Here is a 22,136-nt window from a genome sequence, read left to right as displayed (position 1 = left end):
TCAGGGTGTGAGCCGAAAACAGCAGCTGCTCAAGCGCCACCGTCGCACCAAGCGCGTGGCGTTGCTGATCGGCTTGTTGTTGCTGATCGTGCTGGGCGTTCTCGTGGCGTGGTGGCTGCCCCTGCCGCTGGCCATTGTGGCGTGGGTCGCGCATGAGGCTTGGTTTGCCGACCACCTGTTCTACTCACCAAAAGACGATTATCACTACCGCTTCCCGGCCGACAGCGAACAGCTGAATGTGCGCCTGGACGGCGAGTTTCTGCGCCTCGGTGAAGCACTGACGCTGACTGGCGACGAAACGCTCGTGCTAGCGATACAGGTCAAAAGCGCATGGCTTGGCCGCTTTCTTGACCCGGTCATCGATCTGCTCGGTGACAACGTTCATGACCGACAGGCGTTTGAGCGCGGCGTTGATGGCTTGCGTTATCTGAATCTGACTGGCCTGGGACAGTCTTTGACGGGGGGCACCTTGCGCCTGCGCGGGCGCTTTTGTCGTTTGCAGGGTTCGCCCAGGCTGTGGCTGTTTCGTCACCCCGATGCGCGTCGTCAACGGGTGATGGTGATTGCGCCCCACGCTGACGATGCCGAACTGGCGGCGTTCGGTCTTTACAGTCAGGCCGATGAAGCCTGGATCGTAACCCTGACCGCAGGCGAGATCGAAGCCGAGCATTACCAGCAGATGGGCATGGATCGCGCGGATGCCGCACGCATCAAAGGCCGCCTGCGCGCCTGGGACAGCATCGCGGTGCCGCGATGGGGTGGTGTGCCCGAGGCGCACTGTGTGCAACTCGGCTATTTCTGCCTGCAACTCCCTGCGATGCAAGCCGCGCCGGATCAGCCTGTCGCATCGCGTGAAGCTGAGCTGAGCGATACCCGGCTGTTCCGCCAGTTCAATCCGATGCCATTGCCGGGTGATGCGGACGGTGCGCCGACCTGGAATAACCTGCTGGCTGATTTGCGTGCCTTGCTGTTGCAGGCCCGCCCGCAAGTGCTGGTGATGCCGCACCCTTCGATCGATCCGCACCCGGACCACATCTGCGCTCAGGCTGCCGTGCTTGAAGCGTTGCAGGGGCTGGAATGGCAACCGGAGACTATTCTCGGTTACGCCAACCACCTGCACGACAATGATCGCTGGCCAATGGGTGACGCCTATACGGGCGTGAGTCTGCCACCCTGTTTTGCTGAAGGCGCCGATCCTGTGCCAGAGTTGATCCCCTACAGCCTGGAGCTGTCGGTGCTGTTGCAGCGTGACAAGGCGATGGCGCTCGGGATGATGCACGACTTGCAACCGCCGATGCCGTTCAAGCGACGTCTGCGGCGCTTCTTGCAGCACCTGTTGGCTGGCCGACGCTGGCCGGCGGAAGGTGAAAACGAATTTTTCAGAAAAGCTGTCCGCCGTCACGAGCTGTTCTGGCGCAGGGATATTTGATTCAGCAGGCACCCGTGCTGCAAGGAAAATGATGAAAGTTCTGTTTCTGGTCCAAAAAGAACAACGGGCCATTCTGGATCGTTTGTACGAAGGTGTCGCGGCTCATTGCGAGTGCGATCTGCGCTGGCTGACGTCGGCTGAGCAGCGAAACCTGCGCAGCTACTTTCGACGCGAAGTCGATGTAACGCGCTACGACCGAATCGTCTTTTTCCTACGGTTCAAGCAGGAAATTCGTCAGGTTGCTTTCATCCGCACAGTGCCCAATCTGGTGATCCTGGAGCATGACGCCTACCAGAATTACATCCCCTGCAAGTACACCGGCAAGTTCAGCGCGCACTACCGCAAACTGCCTTGGGCGCGGGTGATCAGTTCGGGCTTCATGGTCAGCGAACGGCTGCGCGAAGAAGGCTTCGATGCAGTGTTCGTGCCCAAGGGCTATGATCAAAGCTTGTTGCAGGATCAGGGCCGCGAGCGGGACATCGAGCTGGCATTCGTCGGCAGCACCAACAGTGTTGCCTACAGCGGACGCAAGGCGTTGCTCGACGAGTTGGGCCGGGTAGAAACACTGCTCGTGACCCGCACCAAGTCGGGCGAAGAGTATTGCGCCACCCTCAACCGGATTCGCTTTTTCGTCAGTGCCGATGTCGGCATGGGCGAATTCATGATCAAGAATTTTGAAGCCATGGCCTGTGGCTGTGTGCTGTTGGCGTTCGACCAGGGTGACGCCGAAAATCGTGCGCTGGGTCTGGTGGATATGCACAACGTGGTGTTCTACAGCAGCATTCCTCAGCTGCAGGAAAAGCTCGCGGTATTGCGGGGCGATCCAGAGCTGGCGGCCCGTATCGCCGTCAACGGCCGGCAACTGGCGGTTTCACAGTTTAGTTTCGCGGCGATTGGTCAGCGGATTGTCCAGGAGCTTGAGCCGGCACTGCGTGAGCGAGCGCCGCTGAGCTGGCTGGAGCGTCTGCGTAACACGTTGGGGATTTGAGGTTTTTAGGCATGTTGCGATGGGTAAGAATGACTTCAACGTATCAGCGCTGTGCGTTGGTGGGTGCGGTGTTAAAAAGGTTTTAACATTTTGGAAAAAAACAGGCAGCAAATAGAGATGGCAATGAGACTTGGATTGCGTGAGGATGCAGCCCTGTTTTTTTTACAGCAGGTTGCTATTTTGCAGATGCCGAGCCGTGGCGAACAAATACCGCGGCGGACGCAGCGGTGGGAATCGAAGGATTGAGTGCGAACATGAAATGGCCTCTGGTCTCGATTCTGGTGCCTTGCTTCAACCATGAGCGCTACATCGAGGAATGCCTGCTGAGCATCCTCAAGCAGGACTATGACAATTTCGAATTGATTGTCGTCAATGATGGATCGACTGACGCCAGTGCAGAAAAAATAGAAGCGCTGCGCCAGATTTACGGATTCCAGTTCTACCAGCAGGACAACCAAGGCGTGAGCGCTGCAGTGAACACTGCCCTGAGCCATGCCTCTGGTGAGTTTGTGATTACTCATGACTCCGATGATGTGATGTTGGCGGGCCGTCTGTGCAAGCAGGTCGCCTACCTGCAGGAGCACCCGGAAGTGGGCTTGCTCGGTGCCAGGGCGATCTATATCGACGCTAACGGCACGCCACTCAAAAACAGTGAGTCGCGCAATACCTCCGTGCAAACCTGGACATTCGAGCAATTGCTGGCCAAAGCCCACGCAGTGGGTGCGCCTGTCGCCATGTACCGGCGTGAGGCGATTGATAAGGTCGGCGGTTACGATCCCTCGATCAAGGTTCAGGATTTTCAGATGACCCTGAAAATTGCCTACCTCAATTACCGCATTGATATCCTGCCCGACTTCGTCACCTTGTACCGTCGGCACGATACGAACATTTCCAAGGTCGAGTACAAGAGTCAGCTGGTCTATGACCTGCAGGTCATCGACGCTTATAAAGACAACCCGGCCTATGCGTCGGGAAGGTTGGCGGTGATTAACAAAGCGCTGAAAGAATCGGTGGTTTTCGACAAGGCATTTGCCCGTGGTTTATTTGCCAGCGTACCGGTCTATCGCTGGAACAAGTTAACGTGGAAAAGATTCAGGCACTTCATTTTCAAGTCCAGCAAGAATAAAGGTGTTAGGTGAGTCAGAATCTTCAACAGCGCAGCGGATTGATGGAAGGCTTCGCTGATATCCAGATGCAGCTGCGTGCAACGATCAATCAATGTGGCATCGCGGGTTTGCTACTGGGGTTCGGTCTGTTCTGGAGTGTCGCCGGTGTGTTGCTGACACCTACGATGAAATTCTATAGCTGGCTGCTGACAGCCTTCGTTTATCTGCCGTGTATCTACCTGCTGTTCAAACGGTTTGGTGATTTTCGCGAGACGCTACTGAGTCGGCGCGAGCTGTGGCTGTTCTTGCTGGTATTCGTCTGGTCGATGGTTTCTTTGATCTGGAGCCTGGGGGCGGAACAATACCTGACGCTTATCAAGCGCCACCTGTTTTTTCTGTCCCTGTTGCTGGGCTGGATCGTCTGGGGTCGGATGTTCAACCGCCAGCTGCAGGGTATGTTCATTCTCTGGGGTGGCATGGCTGGTATTTATTCGCTGGTAGCGTTGATTGCTTACCCCATGCGTGGCCTGGACAGGCTATACGGGTTCGGGGGGTTCATGGATAACCCCAATCCGGCAGGTTATACAATCGCTTTTCTGGTCGTGCTCAGTTGCACGTGGTGGCCACAGCGCACTGGCGCACGGGTCGTTTGGGCGTTGCTCCAGGCCTGTTCGATTGCATTCGTGGTCATGACCGGTAGCCGTGGTTCGTTGCTGTCATTGATGGCGGTGGCGGGTTTTGTCATCTTGATGGGGGGTGGTCGGTTATACCGGGTGCTGGCGCTGATCATGATGGTGGCGGCCGCGTTACTGATGGTCTTTGAGCCGTCGTTGCTGGAGCGAGGTGATTCCGAGCGCTTGACGCTGATTCGCGGGGCCTTGGCGCTTGTTCAACAGCATCCGTGGCTGGGTATTGGTCTGGGCAGCAGCTATGCTATCAATGCGGGTGGTGTCGTGTTCGATCACTGCCACAACTTTATATTGGACACTGCTGTGCAATACGGCGTGATTTTCACGGCGCTCTGGCTGGTTGTTTGGGGCTGGGTGGGCGTGCGGGCATGGCGGTATCGCAGTCAGACCTTGGGCATGGCCATTCTGATGGTCTGGGTGTTTGCCACGGTGGCGCAGCAGTTTGATGTGTTTACGCTGTTTGGCCGTGCGCGGGCCATGTGGATGGTCGTGTGGATGCCTTTCGTGCTCTGCTTGTGTCTGGGCAAAGTCCGGAAAGAAGACCTTGTCCGCTGATTGATCTGCTCAGTCGGCGAGCGCCAACTTGTCCACGAGCATGTCGCGGTCCCAGTCATGAACGCTGTGTTGGTTGTAACTGTTAAAGAAGATCGTGCCGTGCTCCTGGAATAACCATTCATGGTCATTCTGGTAGCGACGCATGTGCTGGAAGTTACGCAGGCACATGTTTTTACGCAGAGGGCTTCGCAGGGAGCGCATGTCTGCGATGTCGATCAATCCCAGCTCGTTGTCTGGCGTCAGTACTACATTGCCCAGGTGCAGCGAGCGGAAATAAACCCCCAGATTATGCAAATGTGCAACAAAGCGGCCGAACTGTTCCAGCAATGCAGGATTGTTGAAATGGGTCGGGTCGGCGATCAGTTGCCTAAGGGTCTGGCCCGGTAATGGCTGATAGTGCACCACGTCGCGCGCGATGCCGGAAACCCGATAAGTGGCCAGCACATTAGGGCAGGGGACCCCGCGCTTTTTGAGTTTCAGGGCGTTATCGGCAAAGCGATTGGCATAAGGAAAGAACGCTGCCGACGAAATCAGCCGTTTGCGCCGAAACAACTTCATGAAGTTGCCATCTTCAAGGCGCAGAACCTTGTCCCCGAAGAAGTCAGCTTCGATCACTTCGGCATCTCTGCGTAAGGCTTGATAGTCAGCGTAAGCGAGTGCGCGCATGCGGGCTCCTTCGAAAATGGCCGTCATCATACCCCAGCCTGCGCCTTAGGGTTTAATGGTGCCGGCCTGTGCTAGTATTCCGGCTCTATTTTTCCGTACCGATGACTATGAGCAAGCCAGATCAAAGCGAATCCTCCAGTCTGAAAATCTATTTCCGACTGCTGACCTATGTGAGGCCCTATCTGGGCATATTCATCGTCAGCATCATCGGCTTTGTGATCTTCGCGTCGACCCAGCCGATGTTGGCCGGCATCCTCAAGTATTTTGTCGATGGTCTGAGTAACCCTGAAGCCGTGCTGTTTCCGACCGTACCGTATCTGCGCGATTTGCAGTTGCTGCAGGCCGTGCCGTTGTTGATCGTGTTGATTGCCGCATGGCAAGGCCTGGGTTCGTACCTGGGTAACTACTTTCTGGCGAAGGTTTCGCTGGGGCTGGTGCATGATTTGCGGGTCGAGCTGTTCAACAAACTGTTGGTCTTGCCCAACCGTTATTTCGATACGCACAACTCGGGTCATCTGATTTCACGCATCACGTTTAACGTGACCATGGTCACCGGCGCCGCTACCGACGCGATCAAAGTGGTCATTCGTGAAGGCTTGACCGTGGTGTTCCTGTTCATCTATCTGCTGTGGATGAACTGGCAGTTGACCCTGGTGATGTTGGCGATTCTGCCGCTGATCGCGATTATGGTGGGCAGCGCGAGCAAGAAATTCCGCAAGCAGAGCAAGAAAATTCAGGTGGCAATGGGCGATGTCACGCACGTGGCCTCGGAAACTATCCAGGGCTACCGGGTGGTGCGTAGCTTCGGTGGGGAGCGTTACGAGCAGGAGCGCTTCGCCCACGCCAGTCAGGGCAACACCGACAAGCAGCTGAGAATGACCAAGACCGGCGCGGTGTATACGCCGATGCTGCAATTGGTGATCTACACCGCCATGGCGGTTTTGATGTTCCTTGTGTTGTACCTGCGAGGCGACGCGACCGCCGGCGATCTGGTGGCGTACATCACCGCAGCCGGTCTGCTGCCCAAGCCGATCCGTCAACTGTCGGAAGTCAGCTCGACGATCCAGAAGGGTGTGGCGGGCGCCGAGAGTATTTTCGAACAACTGGACGTCGAGCCGGAAATCGACACCGGGACGTTTGAGCGCGACCGTGTCACCGGTCACCTGGAAGTGCGCAACCTGAGCTTCACCTACCCGGGGACCGAGCGTCAGGTGCTGAACGACATCAGCTTCACCGCCGCGCCAGGGCAGATGATTGCACTGGTTGGTCGCTCCGGGAGTGGCAAGTCGACCCTGGCCAGCCTGATTCCGCGTTTCTATCACCATGAGCAGGGCGAAATTCTGCTCGATGGCGTTGAAATCGAAGATTACCGCCTGCGTAATCTGCGTCGACACATCGCTCAGGTCACTCAGCACGTCACCCTGTTCAACGACAGCGTTGCCAATAACATCGCATACGGTGATCTGGCTGACGCGCCACGGACCGATATCGAAGCGGCAGCGGCCGACGCCTATGCCAAGGAATTCGTCGAGCAGTTGCCGGAAGGTTTCGACACTCAGGTCGGCGAAAACGGTGTGCTGTTGTCTGGCGGTCAGCGCCAGCGTCTGGCGATTGCCCGGGCGCTGCTCAAAAATGCACCGTTGTTGATTCTCGATGAAGCAACCTCGGCGCTGGATACCGAATCCGAGCGTCATATCCAGGCTGCGCTGGATCACGTCATGAAAGGTCGTACGACGCTGGTGATCGCTCACCGCCTGTCGACCATCGAGAAAGCCGATCTGATTCTGGTCATGGATCAGGGAAGCATCGTCGAGCGCGGGACCCATGCCGAGCTGCTGGCTCAGAATGGTTACTACGCACGATTGAATGCCTTAGGCCTGGATGAACCGGTAGTTGCCGGTATCGCCTGACGCATGCCTCGCCCGCGATGCGGTGTATCCATACGCCGCATCGTCTAGATCGCAGGCAAGCCAGCGCCTACAGATGGTGACACGCCAACCCTGTGCTAAGATTCGGCCCCTGTTCATTCTTAGTTACGGGTTGTTCGATGAAGTTGTCCATGCCGCATTTCGATCAAGCACCAGTCTTGGTAGTCGGCGATGTCATGCTCGACCGTTATTGGCATGGCGGTACCTCGCGGATTTCACCGGAGGCGCCAGTGCCGGTGGTCAAGGTCGAGCAGATCGAGGATCGTCCGGGCGGTGCCGCCAACGTTGCCTTGAACATTGCCGCTCTGGGTGCGCCAGCCTCTCTGGTCGGTGTGACCGGAGAAGATGAGGCGGCCGAAAGTCTGGCCAATAGCCTGAAGGCAGCGGGTGTGAAGGCGCGCTTTCAGCGCATCGCCCATCAGCCGACCATCGTCAAACTGCGGGTCATGAGTCGTCACCAGCAGTTGCTGCGTATCGACTTCGAAGAGCCGTTTGCCACCGATGCCTTGGCGCTGAGCGCAGATGTCGAAGACATGCTCGACGGCATCAAAGTGCTGGTGCTGTCCGATTACGGCAAAGGCGCGCTGAAGAATCATCAAGTGCTGATTCAGGCTGCGCGTGCCCGGGGTATCCCGGTGCTGGCGGACCCTAAAGGTAAGGATTTTGCGATCTATCGCGGCGTCAGCGTGCTGACGCCGAACCTCAGTGAATTCGAAGTCATTGTCGGCCATTGCGCCGATGAGGCTGAACTGGTCGCCAAGGGCGCGAAGTTGATGAGTGAGCTGGAGCTGGGTGCATTGCTGGTGACCCGCGGCGAACACGGCATGACCCTGTTGCGTCCTGACTGTCCGGCCCTGCATTTGCCGGCGCGTGCCCGTGAAGTGTTCGACGTCACGGGTGCTGGCGATACCGTTATTTCTACCCTGGCGGCGGCGATTGCTGCCGGTGAAGAACTGCCGCACGCTGTTGCGCTGGCCAATCTGGCTGCGGGCATCGTGGTCGGCAAGCTGGGTACAGCCGCTATCAGCGCGCCGGAATTGCGTCGTGCGATCCAGCGTGAAGAAGGCTCGGAGCGCGGGGTGTTGAGCCTCGATCAATTGCTCCTGGCAATCGACGATGCGCGGGCGCACAAAGAATCGATCGTCTTCACCAACGGCTGTTTCGATATTCTCCATGCCGGGCATGTGACCTACCTGGAGCAGGCGCGCGCGCAAGGTGATCGGCTGATCGTTGCGGTCAATGATGATTCGTCTGTCAGTCGCCTGAAAGGGCCTGGGCGGCCGATCAACAGTGTCGACCGGCGCATGGCTGTGCTGGCCGGGCTGGGCGCTGTGGATTGGGTGATCAGCTTCCCTGAAGACACTCCGGAAAACCTGCTGTCCCACGTCAAGCCTGACGTGCTGGTCAAAGGCGGGGATTACGGCATCGATCAAGTGGTCGGCGCCGACATCGTTGAAAGTTACGGTGGCAAGGTCAAAGTGCTGGGGCTGGTGGCCAACAGTTCGACCACCGCTATCGTCGAGAAAATCCGCAGGCAGTGATGGGGTAAGGCGTCGGCTTTGCTGACGCCTTCATCGCGAATAAGACTGCGCGTCCCGACTGCTCCGCAGTCGATCGCAGCCTTCGGCAGCGCCTACAGGTGACATGCCGATCTGTGGGATCACTTGCTCAGGGTGCTTCGGGCCAGGTCGATCAATTGCCGGGCTTTGCTCGTCAGGCGCTTGAGGCCGGTCTTCTTCGGCGCAGGGGTCAGTCCCTGTTGCCTGAGCCAATCTTTCCAGCGAATCCGCTCGTCACGCACGACCCAACCTTCCTGCGGTGCAAAACTTTCGGCCAGGTACAGGCCGCGGGTGCTGGCCGGTTGCAGCTTGTCGCGCTTGAGGGTGTACAGCTCGGGCTTGGGCAAGCCATTTTCCAGGGGCATCAGGTACAGGTCGGGGCGGCTGCGGTTGAGCCGTGCCACCAACTGATCGTTTTCCAGGCACTCATCAACGTGAAACAGGCTCATTGGTCGCGCTTCTTTGGGCACTTCCAGACGCATGTCGTAAATCAGCTGCAGAGACGACGTCGGCAGATGCACGTAAGCGCGCGGGCGCTCCATCAGGGTCATGCTCCCGCAGCGTACGGGCCTGGCAGCGCCAGACAGCGGGCTTAGACGAAAGGGCAGGGCTTCGCGGTAATGCAGGGCCGAGGCATAGGGCGCAGGCAGCCAGGTGTCATTGAAGCGCCCGCTCAGCCAGCCTTGCGGGGTTTCGATCAAGCACTCTTCAGCGACTTCCTGAATGGCCGTGTGCAGTGGCAGATTCAATTCGTGCGCGGGGACGTAGCCGGAAATCAATTTCAGCACGACATCGCCACGGTCTCGACGACGCTGCCTGACCAGTACCCAGTAATCGCGGTTCTGCCAGTTCAGGGTCAAACGCACCGACACCCCGAGGTTGGCCAGCTCCACAGAAAAACGTTCGGCATCGGCCACTTCGATCTTGCGTCGACGTTGCAGGGTTTGGGCGAAATTCAACGGCATCCCGATGCTCTGGTAATTCAGGCCTTCGGGGGTGGCTTCGACAGCGAGCGGCAGGGTTTTAAAGTTGCTGGGGTTTTTCCGAATCAACGTTCGCGGCATGTCGGCTCCTTCTTACGTTGGGGTCGGCCGCCGCCTGAATCAGGTTTGACGGCGAATCACGGCGGCAGCAGTCGCCACGTTATGGGCCAGGTGCAGCGGACTAATAGTCCCGACAATAGCACTGGCGACACCCGGATGGGCAAACAGCAACTCGAAGCTGGCCTGAACCGGGTCCACGCCAGGGCTCAGGCACACATGACCGCTGGCCAGCGCCTTCTTCACCAGGATGGCTTTGCCATGGCGGGCGGCGTAGTCCAGTACCGGCTTTTCACTTTGTTCGTTGAGATTGTAGGTGACCATCGCGCAATCGCCTTCGCGCAACGCCAGCAGGCCGCCTTCGACAGTTTTGCCGGAAAAACCGTAGCCGCGAATCTTCCCCTGCTGCTTGAGTTCGGCCAGCGCTTGATACACCCCGGAATCGTTGAGCACGGCCAAATCATTGCCGTCGGAATGGACCAGCACCAGGTCGATGAAATCAGTCTCCAGGCGCTTGAGGCTGCGCTCCACCGACAGCCGTGTGTGTTCGGCACTGAAGTCGTGACGCGATTGGCCGCCCTCGAACTCCTCGCCGACTTTGCTGACGATCACCCATTCGTGACGCTGCCCTCGCAGCAACGGACCCAGGCGCTCTTCGCTGGTGCCGTAGGCGGGGGCCGTGTCGATCAGGTTGATGCCCAGGTCGCGGGCCAGCTTGAGCAGCATCTGCGCTTCTCGATCATCGGGGATCGTGAAACCGTTAGGGTATTTGACCCCTTGATCACGGCCGAGCTTGACGGTGCCCAACCCCAGTGGCGAAACACTCAGACCGGTACTGCCGAGCGGGCGGTGCAGTTCATGCAAGGTTTTCATGGCAGTAGTTGATCCCAAACCGGTTGGGCCATGGGCGGTTTCGGCAGGCCGACAATGGGTGACTGCGGTGTCGGGTGGACACCGTCGCGGGCCAGTGCGGCCAATACCCGATCAGCAAAGTCAGGGGCCAGCGCCAGCTTGGTCGGCCAGCCCACCATCAGGCGTTGTTGCACGGAAAGATAGGCGTTGTCCGGGCGCACCAGGCCGGACTGCGCCGGTTCTGCCCGATCAATGCGCAGGGTGGCCCACTGGGCTTGGCTCAGGTCGACCCACGGCAGCAAGTTGCCGAGTTCTTTTTTGGCCGCAGCGATCTGAGCTTCGGGGTCGCGGGCGACGCCTTCGGCTTCAGCCAGATCCCCTCCCAGGTACCAGACCCATTGGCCATCGGCCGCCGGGTGGGTGGTGACGGTGACCCGAGGTTTCGGCCCGCCGCCCAGGCAATGGGCATACAAGGGTTTCAAGGTCGGTCCTTTGACCAACACCATATGCAGGGGGCGGCGTTGCATGGGGGGGTGTGACAGGCCCATGGACTTCAGCAACTCGGCGTTACCCGCGCCCGCGCTCAAAACCACGCGCTGGGCGAGGATCTCGCGGCCATCGACCCGCAGGCCGATCAGGTCTTCACCCTCAAGCAGGGGTTCGATTTTGGTGCCCGCCAGCAGGCTGTCGCCGGACAGCTCGGCGAGCCGCTCGACCAGACTGGGCACGTCGATCACCAGTTCGGCCAGTCGATAGACCTTGCCCTTGAACCCTGGATTTTGCAGCGCCGGAGGCAGGTCATCGCCGGTGACATGATCGACCCTGCCGCGTACGGCCTTGCTGGCGAAAAAGCTGGTGAGGTTGCCGGCGAGGGTGCCGGGCGACCATAAGTAATGCGCTTCGGACAGCAAGCGCACGCCAGACAGGTCCAGCTCACCTTTGCCCGCGAGGGCATCACGCCAGCGACGCGGCATGTCGGCAATCGCTTCGGAAGCACCGCTCAGTGCGCCGTGCAGCGCGTATTTGGCGCCACCGTGGATGATCCCCTGGGACTTTGTGCTTTGCCCGCCACCGAGGCTGGCGCTTTCCACCAAAACGGTCGAGAACCCTTGACGGCGCAGGCGCGCATTAAGCCAAAGACCCGCAACGCCAGCGCCGACGATCAGGACGTCAGTGGTCATACGGGATGGAGTGAGCGCAGATGGCATGGGCGACCTCGGTGGCTAAACGGATGTCGCCATTATAGGGGATCGCGTTTTCAATGCCCGGCGGTTTTCGAGAACAGTTGAATGACCACCACGCCGAGGACGATCAGGCCCATGCCAAGCATCGCTGGCACGTCGAGTTTCTGCCCGTAAATGAACAGCGCGGCGATGCTCACCATGACGATGCCCATGCCCGCCCAGACCGCATAGGCGACCCCCACCGGGATGCTGCGCACCACCAGCGTGAGCATCCAGAACGCAATGCCGTAACCCACGATCACCAGCAGCAATGGGATTGGCGTGCTGATGCCTTTGACCGCTTTCATCGAGACGGTAGCGATAACTTCTGCGCAGATGGCGATGGCCAGGTAGTAGTAGGCAGTCATGATGGGATTCCTCTTCGGTAGTCGCGCATTCTAGAGCGTGCTCAGATGGGGTAAAGTCATTACCTATCTTCCTGTCAGATAGGTTGGTGTGCCTTGCAATGGAATCTCGAGCAAATCCGTTTATTCGTCAGCGTCGCCGAACAGCGCTCGTTCTCGGCCGTGGCGCGTGATCTGCAACGCGCGCAATCGGCGGTCAGCAGTGGTATCGCGCTGTTGGAGGCTGATCTGGGGGTCAGCCTGTTCGACCGCAGCAGTGGTCGCCAACCGCGTTTGACCGAAGCCGGTGGTGCGTTGCTTGAAGAAGCGCGAGAGCTGTTGCGCCAATGTGAGCGCCTGGACGGTCGGGCACTGGCCTTGATGCGGGGCGAAGAGGCCCGCTTGCGACTGGCGCATGACGAAGCCATGCCTTATCAACCGGTGCTGGACAGCCTGGAGGCGCTGGCCGAACAGTTTCCTGGCCTGGAAGTGCAACTGGCCAGCGGCGCCCAAGGTGATGTGGCGCGCAAACTGGTGGAGCGTCGCGCCGATCTCGGGTTGCTGTTTCACCATGAACAGATGCCCGAAGCCCTGGAGCGCCGGGTGCTGGGCAGCGTCGAAATGGTCACGGTCTGTGCCGTGGGGCATCCATTGGTCAACGCGTCTCGGGTCAGTCGTCAGCAGTTGGGACGCCATCGGCAGCTATTGATCGCGCCTCAGCAAAGCGGCTATCCCGGTGGCGAGCAGATCAGTGCACAGGTCTGGCGTGCCGACAGCTTTTACGTGATGGCCGAATTGCTCATGCGTGGCCTCGGCTGGGCCTGGTTACCCCGGCATGTGGTGCAGTACCCGGCTTACCAGAATCAGATGGTCGAGCTGATCAGCGACTGGACGCCGCCGGCCCTGGTGGTGGAGATGGTCTGGCGCCGTGACGAACCACTCGGTCCGGCGGCCCGGTCGCTGGCAGAAAGCTTTGCCCGGCATTTGCAGGCGATTGGCTGATAAACTCCGCCGCCATGAATAGAACTCTTTATACCCTGCTGTTTCATCTCGGTTTGCCTCTTGTTGCGCTGCGCCTGTGGTTGCGGGCGCGCAAGGCCCCGGCGTACGCGCAGCGAGTCAGCGAGCGGTTTTCGTTCGGTCTGCCGCTCATGCAGCGCGGCGGCATTTGGGTGCATGCGGTGTCGGTGGGTGAAAGCATCGCAGCTGCGCCGATGATTCGCGCCTTGCTGACGCGTTATCCACAGGTGCCGATCACCGTGACCTGCATGACGCCGACCGGCTCGGAGCGGATCAAGGCGCTGTTCGCTGACGAGCCGCGCATTCAGCATTGTTATCTACCCTATGATTTGCCTTGGGCCGCCGGGCGTTTTCTCGATCATGTCGGGCCTCGGCTCGGGGTCATCATGGAAACCGAACTGTGGCCCAACCTCATTCACCAATGCGCCAGGCGCGGTATCCCGGTGGTCCTGGCCAACGGCCGGCTGTCAGAGCGCTCGGCACGCGGTTATGGGCGTTTCGCCAAGTTGACCCGGCCGATGCTCGCCGAAATGAGCGGATTCGCCGTGCAGACCGAGGCCGAGGCTCAGCGCTTCCTTGATCTGGGTGCGCGACGCGATTGCGTTGAAGTGACGGGTTCGATCAAGTTCGACCTGAGCATCGACCCGCAGCTGTTGGCGCGCGCCGCTGAGCTGCGTGAGCAATGGCACACCCGCGAGCGTCCGACATGGATCGCAGCCAGTACCCACGCCGGCGAAGATGAAGTTGTGTTGGCGGCGCACCGTCAGTTGCTCCTCAGCCATCCCGATGCGTTGCTGATCCTGGTACCGCGTCACCCGGAGCGCTTCAACAGCGTTCACGATTTATGTCAGCAGCAAGGCTTCGAGACGGTTCGTCGCTCGGCGGCGCAAGCGGTGACGTCAACCACGTCGGTGTTGCTGGGTGACACCATGGGTGAGCTGCTGTTTCTGTACGCGTTGGCCGATTGCGCGTTCGTCGGTGGCAGCCTGGTGCCCAATGGCGGGCATAACCTGCTGGAGCCTGCGGCGTTGGCCAAGCCGGTCTTGAGCGGCCCGCACCTGTTCAACTTTCTGGAAATCGCTGCGCTGCTGCGTCAGGCGGGCGCGTTGGAGGAAGTGAGTGATGTGGCTGGGCTGGCGGTCGCGGTGCAGCGCCTGTTCGATCAGCCGCAGCTGGCGCGCATCATGGCCGATGCCGGCCTGACAGTGATGCGCGCCAACCAGGGCGCGTTGCAGCGGTTGCTGGGGATGCTGGCGCGGGTGTCGGGGTTGTAAGACAGTAGCAAGCCTCTGCAGGAGCGAATTCATTCGCGAATGAATTCGCTCTTATCAAACAACACGTAACTAACTGAAATAAATTGATTATTTGTAGGAGCGCGCTTGCCCGCGATAAAGACCGAAGGGCTTTCCTGCGACATCGGCGCCAACCCATTTACGACTGCTGCGCAGCCGATCGCGGGCAAGCGCGCTCCTACCTGAACCTTGTTTGCTGCACGACAGCGCGGCGTCGAAGACGCGGCGAGGCCTCCTCCTACAGAGTGAACTGCTCCCTGTGGGGAAGGCGATCAATACTCCGAAGGTTTTTCCAGGTTTTTCTGTGCGGCCTTCGCCAGGTCGGGTGGCAGGAAGTCTTTGTCCGGGTTGTAGTCGGCTTTGAGGTAGCGCGACAACTCCTGCAAGTCGGCCGGGCTCAGCGTGCCCGCCGCCTGCTTCAGGCGCAGGTTGTCGATCAGGTAGTCGTAGCGCGTGTTGTTGTATAGACGCACCGAGTTGTACAGCTGGCGCTGGGCGTCGAGCACGTCGACGATATTGCGCGTCCCGACCTGATAACCGACCTCGGTCGCTTCCAGTGCACTTTGGTTGGAAATGATCGATTGCTTGCGTGCCTGAACCTGTTCGACATCGGTGTTCACGGCGCGGTGCAGGTTGCGGGTATTTTCCACGACCTGACGACGCAGGGCTTCGCGGCGCTGCTCGATCTGGCTCAGACGTGCATAGGCTTCGCGTACTTGCGAACTGGTCAAGCCACCGCTGTAGATCGGAATGTTCAACTCAACGCCAACGCTGCGTTGTTCGACATTGCCGCCATAGTTCTGACCGGTGAAGTTGGGGTTGCTGAAACCCAGCGCATCGTTATCCCCACGCGTGTATGAAGCGACCGCATCGAGAGTCGGCGCATGCCCGGCTTTGCGTTGGCGCAGGGTTTCTTCAGCGGCGCTCACGGCGTAGTTACTGGCAAGCAGGTTCAGGTTCTGTTGCGACGCGGTGTCGACCCAGGCTTTGGCATCGTTGGGCGTTGGCGCCAGCACGGGCAGGGTATGAACGATGCCTTCGATGGCGTTGTAGTCGCGGTTGGTCAAGGTCACCAGCGCCTCGAACGCATCGTCTACCCGGCGCTTGGCGGCGATTCGGTTGGCGCGCGATGTGTCGTAACTGGCCTGGGATTGCAGCACGTCGGTCTTGTCCGACAGGCCAACGTCAAAGCGCTCGTTGGCTTGATCCAGTTGACGCTTGAACGCGGCTTCTTCGGCCTTGGTCGAAGCCAGCGTGTCCTGGGCGCGCAGGACCTCGAAGTAGTCTTGCGCGCTCTGCAAAATGAGGTTTTGTTCGGTCGCGGAAAGCTCCAGCGCCGCCTGCTCGTTGACGGCCTTGGCGGCCTGCAACTGGAACCAGCGATCCGCGCGGAAGATGGGCTGGCTCAATGTTGCTTGATAGGTAGTGCCGCTACGGGTAGCGGTCATTGAGGGCTGATCCATTTGAGTGCGGGTGTTGTTGACCCCCGCGCCTGCAGACAGATTGGGCAGCAGGCCGGCGCGAGCCTGGGGCACGATTTCCTTGCGAGCCGAGTAGTCAGCGATGGCGGCAGCCAGGTCTGCGTTGTTATTCACGGCATCCTGGTACACGTTGACCAGGCCGGTCTTGGTCGGTATGGGCGCGTCTGCTGCCCAGGCCATTCCGTTGGAAGCACAAGACACGGCAAGCGCCAGTGAAAGTTTGCGCAGCATGAGACGTTCCCTAGAGTTGATAGTGCAATGAGGATGTGAAGATCGCTGCTACGGGGCACGATCCGCAACGCAGCGAGTGTAGTTCTCGGGGTTGCTCACAACAATCCTGTATATCCGCCATTTATCGAACGATATAAGAGGAAGTTGGCGTTCTGTCCGTATCTTGCACTAGACTGGTCGGGTTCTTGTCGGGGTGCCTTGCTATGAGGCTGAGATCGGTTAATCCGGATCCCGTTGAACCTGATCAGGTTAACGCCTGCGTAGGGAACAAGATTTCTCGTCTCCCGGCGAGTCCTCTTGAGTATCGTCCGGGGTCGATTGTTCAATAAATGAACAGTAACGCCTCCTTTCTATACTCAGCGCCAGCCTTGGTGCGTCCGTGTCATTCAGGTTTGCTCCGACAATTAATCCGCCGCTGGATGATGCCTGGAGTGCCCGTGATGAGTAAAAAACTAAAAGACGCCACCAATTTGAGCGATTCGGCCAAGGTCGATTCGGGATCTGTGCAGCCCTTCACCCGCTCGCAAAAAATCTATGTTCAGGGTTCGCGCCCGGACATTCTTGTGCCGATGCGTGAAGTGACGCTGGACGTGACGCCGACCGACTTTGGCGGCGAGATCAACGCGCCAGTGGTTATTTACGACACTTCGGGCCCCTACACCGATCCCAACGTGATCATCGACGTGCGCAAAGGCCTGGCGGACATCCGTTCGCCGTGGATTGAATCGCGTAACGACACCGAGCGTCTGGCGGGGCTGAGCTCCAACTTTGGCCAGGAACGTCTGAGCGATGCCGAACTGACGGCCCTGCGCTTCGCCCATGTGCGCAACCCGCGCCGGGCCAAGGCGGGCGCCAACGTCAGCCAGATGCACTATGCGCGTCAGGGCATCATCACCGCCGAGATGGAATACGTCGCCATCCGCGAAAACATGAAGCTGCAGGAAGCCCGCGCCGCCGGTCTGCTGACTCCGCAGCACGCGGGCCACAGCTTCGGCGCCAGTGTCCCGAAAGAAATCACCGCTGAATTCGTCCGTGACGAAATCGCTCGCGGTCGCGCGATCATTCCGGCCAACATCAACCACGTTGAGCTGGAACCGATGATCATCGGCCGTAACTTCCTGGTGAAGATCAACGGCAACATCGGCAACAGCGCGCTGGGTTCTTCCATCGAAGAAGAAGTCGCCAAGCTGACCTGGGGCATTCGTTGGGGTTCGGACACGGTCATGGACCTGTCCACCGGCAAACACATTCACGAAACCCGCGAATGGATCATCCGTAATTCGCCGGTCCCGATCGGCACCGTGCCGATTTATCAGGCGCTGGAAAAAGTTGACGGCGCGGCCGAAGACCTGACCTGGGAGCTGTTCCGCGACACCTTGATCGAGCAGGCCGAGCAGGGCGTCGACTATTTCACCATTCACGCGGGCGTGCTGTTGCGGTATGTACCGCTGACCGCCAAACGCGTGACCGGGATTGTTAGCCGTGGCGGTTCGATTATGGCCAAGTGGTGCCTTGCGCATCACCAGGAAAACTTCCTGTACACCCATTTCGAAGACATTTGCGAAATCATGAAGGCCTACGACGTCAGCTTCTCGCTGGGCGACGGCCTGCGTCCGGGCTCGATTGCCGATGCCAACGATGCGGCGCAATTCGGCGAGCTGGAAACCCTCGGCGAGCTGACCAAGATCGCCTGGAAGCATGACGTGCAGACCATGATCGAAGGCCCGGGCCATGTCCCGATGCAGTTGATCAAAGAGAACATGGACAAGCAGCTGGAATGCTGTGACGAGGCGCCGTTCTACACCCTCGGGCCGTTGACCACCGACATCGCACCGGGTTACGACCACATCACCTCGGGCATCGGTGCGGCCATGATCGGCTGGTTCGGTTGCGCCATGCTTTGCTACGTCACGCCTAAAGAACATTTGGGCTTGCCGAACAAGGATGACGTGAAGACCGGGATCATTACCTATAAAATCGCGGCCCACGCGGCGGACCTGGCCAAAGGGCACCCTGGCGCGCAGATTCGCGACAATGCCTTGAGCAAGGCGCGCTTCGAGTTTCGTTGGGAGGACCAGTTCAACCTCGGCCTCGATCCTGATACCGCACGCTCGTATCATGACGAAACCCTGCCGAAGGACTCGGCCAAGGTCGCGCACTTCTGCTCCATGTGCGGACCGAAGTTCTGCTCGATGAAGATTACCCAGGAAGTTCGGATATACGCCGCCAACCAGCACATCGAAACCGTGGATGCGGCCGTGCAGGAGGGCCTGCGAGAACAGGCCGAGCGCTTCAAGCAGGAAGGCAGTCAGCTGTACAAAAAGGTTTAAGTCTTTTGGCCTGAATGCGGGGTGTCTGACACCCCGCATCCGCGAAGAGGTCAGGCAAGGCACCCAAAAAACAAAGGGTTAACCCCTATCATCTGCTCCTCTGAGATAACCCCCGTGAACCCTTCAACCAATACCTATTCCCCCGACGTCGCGGTGCCTGCGGGCAAGCGTGTGTTCGGCGGTCGTGATTTGTTTTCCCTGTGGTTTTCCCTCGGCATTGGTCTGATGGTCTTGCAAACCGGCGCGTTGCTGGCGCCGGGGCTGGGCTTGTCAGGGTCACTGCTGGCGATTTTCCTTGGCACCCTCGTTGGCGTTTTGCTGTTGGCCGCCGTGGGTGTGATCGGTAGCGATACCGGGCTTTCGGCCATGGCCGCGCTCAAGCTCAGCCTTGGCACGCGTGGCGCGTCACTGCCAGCGGTGCTGAACCTGCTGCAATTGGTGGGTTGGGGCGCTTTCGAGATCATCATCATGCGTGACGCCGCCAGTCTGCTGGGCGCGCGTGCGTTTGCCGAGGGCAGCCTGTGGGCTAACCCTCTGCTCTGGACGTTGTTCTTCGGCGCGTTGGCCACCTTGCTGGCGGTCAGCGGGCCGTTGACCTTCGTTCGTCAGATACTGCGCAAGTGGGGCATCTGGCTGCTGTTGGCGGCGTGTGTCTGGTTGACCTGGAATCTGCTGACCAAAACCGACTTGTCCGCACTCTGGTCGCGCGCCGGTGACGGTTCGATGCCGTTTGCTGTGGGTTTTGATATTGCCATCGCCATGCCGCTGTCCTGGCTGCCGTTGATTGCCGACTACTCACGGTTCGGCAAGCGCGCCAAAAGTGTCTTTGGCGGCACAGCGCTGGGCTTCTTTATCGGTAATTTCTGGCTGATGAGCCTGGGCGTTGCCTACACCCTGGCGTTCGCGCCGAGCGGTGAAGTCAATGCGTTGCTGCTGGCGTTGGCCGGTGCCGGGCTGGGTATTCCACTGTTACTGATTCTGCTCGACGAGTCAGAAAACGCGTTCGCCGATATTCACTCGGCGGCGGTGTCCAGCGGGATTCTGCTGCGTTTGAAGGTCGAGCATCTGGCATTGGTCATCGGCGTGATCTGCACCCTGATCGCCTGCTTTGCACCGCTGGCGCAGTACCAGAACTTCTTGCTGCTGATCGGCTCGGTGTTCGCGCCGTTGTTCGGTGTGGTGTTGGTGGATCACTTCATCCAGCGTCGGCGCAGCAGCCAGATGGCGACAGTCGGCTTTCGCTGGATGACGCTGCTGGCCTGGCTGGGTGGCGTCAGCACCTATCACCTGCTGGCTAATTCGTACCCCGACGTGGGGGCAACATTGCCAGCCCTGATCGTGGCTGGCGTGTTGCAGCTGTTGCTGGGCAAAGCGCTCAACCGCGGCCCGGGAACAGTTCCTGCTTGATGATGCCATTGAGCTGCGGGTAAGGGATCTTCAATTCGATGTGGCCCATGGAGTACGGGGCAATAGTGGTCACAGCGTATTTGAGGATCACCCCGCCATACGTCAAGGCGATGTTCGGGGTCTTCTGGAACGGCCACATTTTCACGAACTCGGCGTCCTGGTCGACCTTGGAACTGATCATCCAGCTTTTATGGGCCAACTGCGCTTTCTGCCAGAAGGCCTCTTCCTGGCCTGGCACGAGCATGTCTTGCAGGGTCAATGCCTTGTGTTGCTGGCGGGAATAGGTGATGAGTTCGCGGCCAGGCGTGCCATGTGCGTCGCCGGTGTCCAGGTAGCTGGACAGTTCGACAATCACCAGACCGTCATGCTGCTCGCGTACCTTGGCCTGCAGATAGCTGCTGTTGTGGCTTTGCGCTTCTCGCAGAAACTGCGCTTCATAGGCTTTGAGCGACACCGGCAACGGTGCGTCCGGCGACGTACGGGTCAATTTCAGCAAGGACTTCTCGACAAGACTGTCGAGTGTCGGCTCGTCCGGAAAATGCACCGTATCGACGTTCACCAGTGGGCAGTCAGCCACGGTGCAGCCCGGCTTGATCTGCTCCGAGGCATCACGCTGCACTTCCAGCGGTGCGCGCATATTAGGCTGGAACAGGCTTTGGCAGGCGCCCAGCATCAGGGCGAGGCAAGCGAGCGAAGCAATCCTCAAAATTGACATGTAGGTCCTTGGCAGTAACAAAAAAGGCGAGTCAACGTGGTTCGACTGCAAGCAGCCCCATCAGTTCGCCACTAGGCTAATTAGAAGTTGTTTGCGACCTGGCCGTCTACCCCGGTTGCTCCAATGACTGGTTTAAAGGGCTGCATCCGGCGAAAGAGCGCGCTAGGATGGCGCGAAGTCGACGTGGGCCAGTAGCGAGAACTATATGAGTGATACGACCAGATCCGTCCCGGTAGCGGTGACAATTACGAAGCGTGAAAACTGCTTCAAGGGTTTTTACCGTCTGGATCGCATGCACCTGCGCCATGAGCTTTTCGGTGGTGGCATGAGTACCGAAATCAGCCGCGAGTTGTTTGTTCGTCACGATGCGGTGTGCGTGCTGCCATACGATGCCAAGCGCGACGAGGTGGTCTTGATTGAGCAGTTTCGAGTCGGTGCGTTGGGCAAGGTCGATAATCCGTGGTTGATTGAACTGGTGGCCGGTCTGATCGACAAGGACGAGGAACCAGAAGAGGTTGCCCACCGCGAGGCAGAAGAGGAAGCTGGACTTACTTTCAGTGCGATGTTGCCGATCACCAAGTACTTTCCATCACCCGGTGGCAGCAGTGAATACGTTCACCTGTACCTGGGGCATTGCGAAAGCGAGGGGGCGGGCGGGTTGCACGGACTGGAAGCGGAAGGCGAGGATATTCGCGTGACGGTGTGGTCGCTGGACGATGCGCTACAGGCCGTACGTGATGGACGAATTTTCAATGCGGCCACTCTTATTGCATTGCAATGGCTGGCATTGAACCGGACTGAAGTCAGGGGGCTATGGTCGTGAACCTTGTGCGCGAGCGCTACCGTGTTGACCTTGTCGGGCTGCAAGCGGCCTGCGAGGCCAACTATGCGCGCTTGATGCGATTGCTCCCCGACATGCGCAACCAGCAGCGCTCGCGTCGGGTGGCCGTCACCCAGGGCGATCAAATGCTCGGTGTGCTGGCCGTCGAAGTGCTGCTCGATTGCCCGTACACCACCACCCTGCAAGTGCGTCAGGAGCACAGCCTGCCGTGGTTGCCGGTGCCCAAACTCGAAGTGCAGGTCTATCACGACGCCCGCATGGCCGAAGTCATCGGCGCCGAACATGCCCGCCGGTTTCGCGGTATCTACCCTTATCCCAATGCCGCCATGCACCAGCCGGATGAAAAAGCCCAGCTCAACCTGTTTCTTGGGGAGTGGCTGAGCCATTGCCTGGCGTGCGGGCATGAGTTTGAAGTGGTGCGCTGAGCGGATTTGCACGCG

Annotated in this window: 19 protein-coding genes and 1 riboswitch; of the genes, 12 read left to right on the top strand and 7 right to left on the bottom strand. The window is 59.2% G+C overall.

Translation table 11 applies throughout. The annotated features are described in order from the left end of the window. The first annotated feature begins 7 nt into the window (after window positions 1–7). From AC1MEA_RS05135 to AC1MEA_RS05120, 4 genes are all read left to right on the top strand, one after another. Entirely contained in the window at window positions 8–1,429 is a 1,422-nt protein-coding gene (locus AC1MEA_RS05135) for a PIG-L deacetylase family protein (RefSeq protein ID WP_480917013.1), read from the top strand. 31 nt (window positions 1,430–1,460) lie between these two features. After that, window positions 1,461–2,417, top strand: coding sequence for a glycosyltransferase family protein (locus AC1MEA_RS05130; protein ID WP_480917012.1), 957 nt, complete (start codon window positions 1,461–1,463; stop codon window positions 2,415–2,417). Between the two features lie 254 nt (window positions 2,418–2,671). Further along, the gene (locus tag AC1MEA_RS05125; RefSeq protein ID WP_449634043.1) at window positions 2,672–3,556 is read left to right on the top strand and encodes a glycosyltransferase family 2 protein; all 885 of its coding nucleotides are present in this window, start codon (window positions 2,672–2,674) and stop codon (window positions 3,554–3,556) included. Continuing rightward, window positions 3,553–4,767, top strand: a complete 1,215-nt coding sequence (locus AC1MEA_RS05120; RefSeq protein ID WP_480917011.1) for an O-antigen ligase family protein — start codon at window positions 3,553–3,555, stop codon at window positions 4,765–4,767. Before AC1MEA_RS05125 ends, AC1MEA_RS05120 begins: the two co-directional genes overlap by 4 nt. A 9-nt stretch (window positions 4,768–4,776) precedes the next feature. Here the strand turns inward: AC1MEA_RS05120 and AC1MEA_RS05115 are convergent, their stop codons facing one another. Continuing rightward, complete coding sequence (locus tag AC1MEA_RS05115; protein WP_449634041.1) at window positions 4,777–5,433, bottom strand: phosphotransferase; 657 nt, start codon at window positions 5,431–5,433, stop codon at window positions 4,777–4,779. 107 nt (window positions 5,434–5,540) lie between these two features. Between AC1MEA_RS05115 and msbA the strand changes: the two genes are divergently transcribed. Both msbA and hldE read left to right on the top strand, forming a co-directional pair. Further along, window positions 5,541–7,343 (top strand): lipid A export permease/ATP-binding protein MsbA, encoded by a 1,803-nt coding sequence (gene msbA / locus AC1MEA_RS05110; protein WP_480917010.1) that lies wholly within the window; start codon window positions 5,541–5,543, stop codon window positions 7,341–7,343. A gap of 137 nt (window positions 7,344–7,480) precedes the next feature. Then, window positions 7,481–8,902 carry a bifunctional D-glycero-beta-D-manno-heptose-7-phosphate kinase/D-glycero-beta-D-manno-heptose 1-phosphate adenylyltransferase HldE gene (gene hldE, locus AC1MEA_RS05105; protein WP_480917009.1) on the top strand — a complete coding sequence of 474 codons (1,422 nt, stop codon included), beginning with the start codon at window positions 7,481–7,483 and terminating at the stop codon, window positions 8,900–8,902. Window positions 8,903–9,021: 119 nt separating this feature from the next. Here hldE and AC1MEA_RS05100 read toward each other — a convergent pair whose 3' ends face one another. From AC1MEA_RS05100 to AC1MEA_RS05085, 4 genes are read right to left on the bottom strand one after another with little or no spacing between them, the layout of a single operon-like run. After that, complete coding sequence (locus AC1MEA_RS05100; protein WP_449634038.1) at window positions 9,022–9,984, bottom strand: metal ABC transporter ATPase; 963 nt, start codon at window positions 9,982–9,984, stop codon at window positions 9,022–9,024. Between the two features lie 39 nt (window positions 9,985–10,023). After that, the gene (locus tag AC1MEA_RS05095; RefSeq protein ID WP_480917008.1) at window positions 10,024–10,833 is read right to left on the bottom strand and encodes an aldo/keto reductase; all 810 of its coding nucleotides are present in this window, start codon (window positions 10,831–10,833) and stop codon (window positions 10,024–10,026) included. Beyond that, window positions 10,830–12,020 (bottom strand): NAD(P)/FAD-dependent oxidoreductase, encoded by a 1,191-nt coding sequence (locus AC1MEA_RS05090; protein ID WP_480917007.1) that lies wholly within the window; start codon window positions 12,018–12,020, stop codon window positions 10,830–10,832. Before AC1MEA_RS05090 ends, AC1MEA_RS05095 begins: the two co-directional genes overlap by 4 nt. A 50-nt stretch (window positions 12,021–12,070) precedes the next feature. Continuing rightward, the gene (locus tag AC1MEA_RS05085) at window positions 12,071–12,403 is read right to left on the bottom strand and encodes a DMT family transporter (RefSeq protein WP_480917006.1); all 333 of its coding nucleotides are present in this window, start codon (window positions 12,401–12,403) and stop codon (window positions 12,071–12,073) included. Between the two features lie 93 nt (window positions 12,404–12,496). Here AC1MEA_RS05085 and AC1MEA_RS05080 point away from each other — a divergent pair, with 93 nt between their 5' ends. After that, window positions 12,497–13,381: a LysR family transcriptional regulator gene (locus tag AC1MEA_RS05080; protein WP_449634034.1), complete on the top strand. Its 885-nt coding sequence runs from the start codon at window positions 12,497–12,499 to the stop codon at window positions 13,379–13,381. A 14-nt stretch (window positions 13,382–13,395) separates the two neighbouring features. Continuing rightward, window positions 13,396–14,673 (top strand): lipid IV(A) 3-deoxy-D-manno-octulosonic acid transferase, encoded by a 1,278-nt coding sequence (waaA, locus tag AC1MEA_RS05075; protein WP_480917005.1) that lies wholly within the window; start codon window positions 13,396–13,398, stop codon window positions 14,671–14,673. Between the two features lie 290 nt (window positions 14,674–14,963). Here the strand turns inward: waaA and AC1MEA_RS05070 are convergent, their stop codons facing one another. After that, window positions 14,964–16,403 (bottom strand): TolC family outer membrane protein, encoded by a 1,440-nt coding sequence (locus AC1MEA_RS05070; RefSeq protein ID WP_480917004.1) that lies wholly within the window; start codon window positions 16,401–16,403, stop codon window positions 14,964–14,966. A 179-nt stretch (window positions 16,404–16,582) separates the two neighbouring features. Then, a riboswitch (TPP riboswitch) is annotated at window positions 16,583–16,687 on the top strand. 156 nt (window positions 16,688–16,843) lie between these two features. On the opposite strand from AC1MEA_RS05070, the gene thiC reads away from it, so the two are divergent. Both thiC and cytX read left to right on the top strand, forming a co-directional pair. Next, the gene (gene thiC / locus AC1MEA_RS05065) at window positions 16,844–18,733 is read left to right on the top strand and encodes a phosphomethylpyrimidine synthase ThiC (RefSeq protein ID WP_219062402.1); all 1,890 of its coding nucleotides are present in this window, start codon (window positions 16,844–16,846) and stop codon (window positions 18,731–18,733) included. A 114-nt stretch (window positions 18,734–18,847) separates the two neighbouring features. Beyond that, window positions 18,848–20,140: a putative hydroxymethylpyrimidine transporter CytX gene (cytX, locus tag AC1MEA_RS05060; protein WP_219062403.1), complete on the top strand. Its 1,293-nt coding sequence runs from the start codon at window positions 18,848–18,850 to the stop codon at window positions 20,138–20,140. On the opposite strand, the gene AC1MEA_RS05055 is transcribed toward cytX, so the two are convergent. Then, window positions 20,109–20,855 carry an RsiV family protein gene (locus AC1MEA_RS05055; protein WP_449634031.1) on the bottom strand — a complete coding sequence of 249 codons (747 nt, stop codon included), beginning with the start codon at window positions 20,853–20,855 and terminating at the stop codon, window positions 20,109–20,111. The two genes, cytX and AC1MEA_RS05055, sit on opposite strands and share 32 nt — an antisense overlap. 205 nt (window positions 20,856–21,060) lie before the next feature. Here AC1MEA_RS05055 and AC1MEA_RS05050 point away from each other — a divergent pair, with 205 nt between their 5' ends. Continuing rightward, a complete protein-coding gene (locus AC1MEA_RS05050; RefSeq protein ID WP_219062405.1) occupies window positions 21,061–21,678 on the top strand; it encodes an NUDIX domain-containing protein in 618 nt (205 codons plus the stop codon). Beyond that, window positions 21,669–22,121: a DUF1249 domain-containing protein gene (locus AC1MEA_RS05045; RefSeq protein WP_219062406.1), complete on the top strand. Its 453-nt coding sequence runs from the start codon at window positions 21,669–21,671 to the stop codon at window positions 22,119–22,121. Before AC1MEA_RS05050 ends, AC1MEA_RS05045 begins: the two co-directional genes overlap by 10 nt. Window positions 22,122–22,136: the final 15 nt, after the last annotated feature.

The sequence above is a fragment of the Pseudomonas sp. ASL8 genome (genome assembly GCF_056680355.1).
This window is presented reverse-complemented; position numbering and strand designations above follow the sequence as displayed.

Excerpts from the sequence above, each read along its gene's own strand:
- AC1MEA_RS05130 (WP_480917012.1), top strand. The coding sequence starts at position 1,461 with ATGAAAGTTCTGTTTCTGGTCCAAAAAGAACAACGGGCCATTCTGGAT.
- AC1MEA_RS05125 (WP_449634043.1), top strand. The coding sequence starts at position 2,672 with ATGAAATGGCCTCTGGTCTCGATTCTGGTGCCTTGCTTCAACCATGAG.
- AC1MEA_RS05115 (WP_449634041.1), bottom strand. The coding sequence starts at position 5,433 with ATGCGCGCACTCGCTTACGCTGACTATCAAGCCTTACGCAGAGATGCC.
- msbA (WP_480917010.1), top strand. The coding sequence starts at position 5,541 with ATGAGCAAGCCAGATCAAAGCGAATCCTCCAGTCTGAAAATCTATTTC.
- hldE (WP_480917009.1), top strand. The coding sequence starts at position 7,481 with ATGAAGTTGTCCATGCCGCATTTCGATCAAGCACCAGTCTTGGTAGTC.
- AC1MEA_RS05100 (WP_449634038.1), bottom strand. The coding sequence starts at position 9,984 with ATGCCGCGAACGTTGATTCGGAAAAACCCCAGCAACTTTAAAACCCTG.
- AC1MEA_RS05095 (WP_480917008.1), bottom strand. The coding sequence starts at position 10,833 with ATGAAAACCTTGCATGAACTGCACCGCCCGCTCGGCAGTACCGGTCTG.
- AC1MEA_RS05090 (WP_480917007.1), bottom strand. The coding sequence starts at position 12,020 with ATGCCATCTGCGCTCACTCCATCCCGTATGACCACTGACGTCCTGATC.
- AC1MEA_RS05085 (WP_480917006.1), bottom strand. The coding sequence starts at position 12,403 with ATGACTGCCTACTACTACCTGGCCATCGCCATCTGCGCAGAAGTTATC.
- waaA (WP_480917005.1), top strand. The coding sequence starts at position 13,396 with ATGAATAGAACTCTTTATACCCTGCTGTTTCATCTCGGTTTGCCTCTT.
- AC1MEA_RS05070 (WP_480917004.1), bottom strand. The coding sequence starts at position 16,403 with ATGCTGCGCAAACTTTCACTGGCGCTTGCCGTGTCTTGTGCTTCCAAC.
- thiC (WP_219062402.1), top strand. The coding sequence starts at position 16,844 with ATGAGTAAAAAACTAAAAGACGCCACCAATTTGAGCGATTCGGCCAAG.
- AC1MEA_RS05055 (WP_449634031.1), bottom strand. The coding sequence starts at position 20,855 with ATGTCAATTTTGAGGATTGCTTCGCTCGCTTGCCTCGCCCTGATGCTG.
- AC1MEA_RS05050 (WP_219062405.1), top strand. The coding sequence starts at position 21,061 with ATGAGTGATACGACCAGATCCGTCCCGGTAGCGGTGACAATTACGAAG.
- AC1MEA_RS05045 (WP_219062406.1), top strand. The coding sequence starts at position 21,669 with ATGGTCGTGAACCTTGTGCGCGAGCGCTACCGTGTTGACCTTGTCGGG.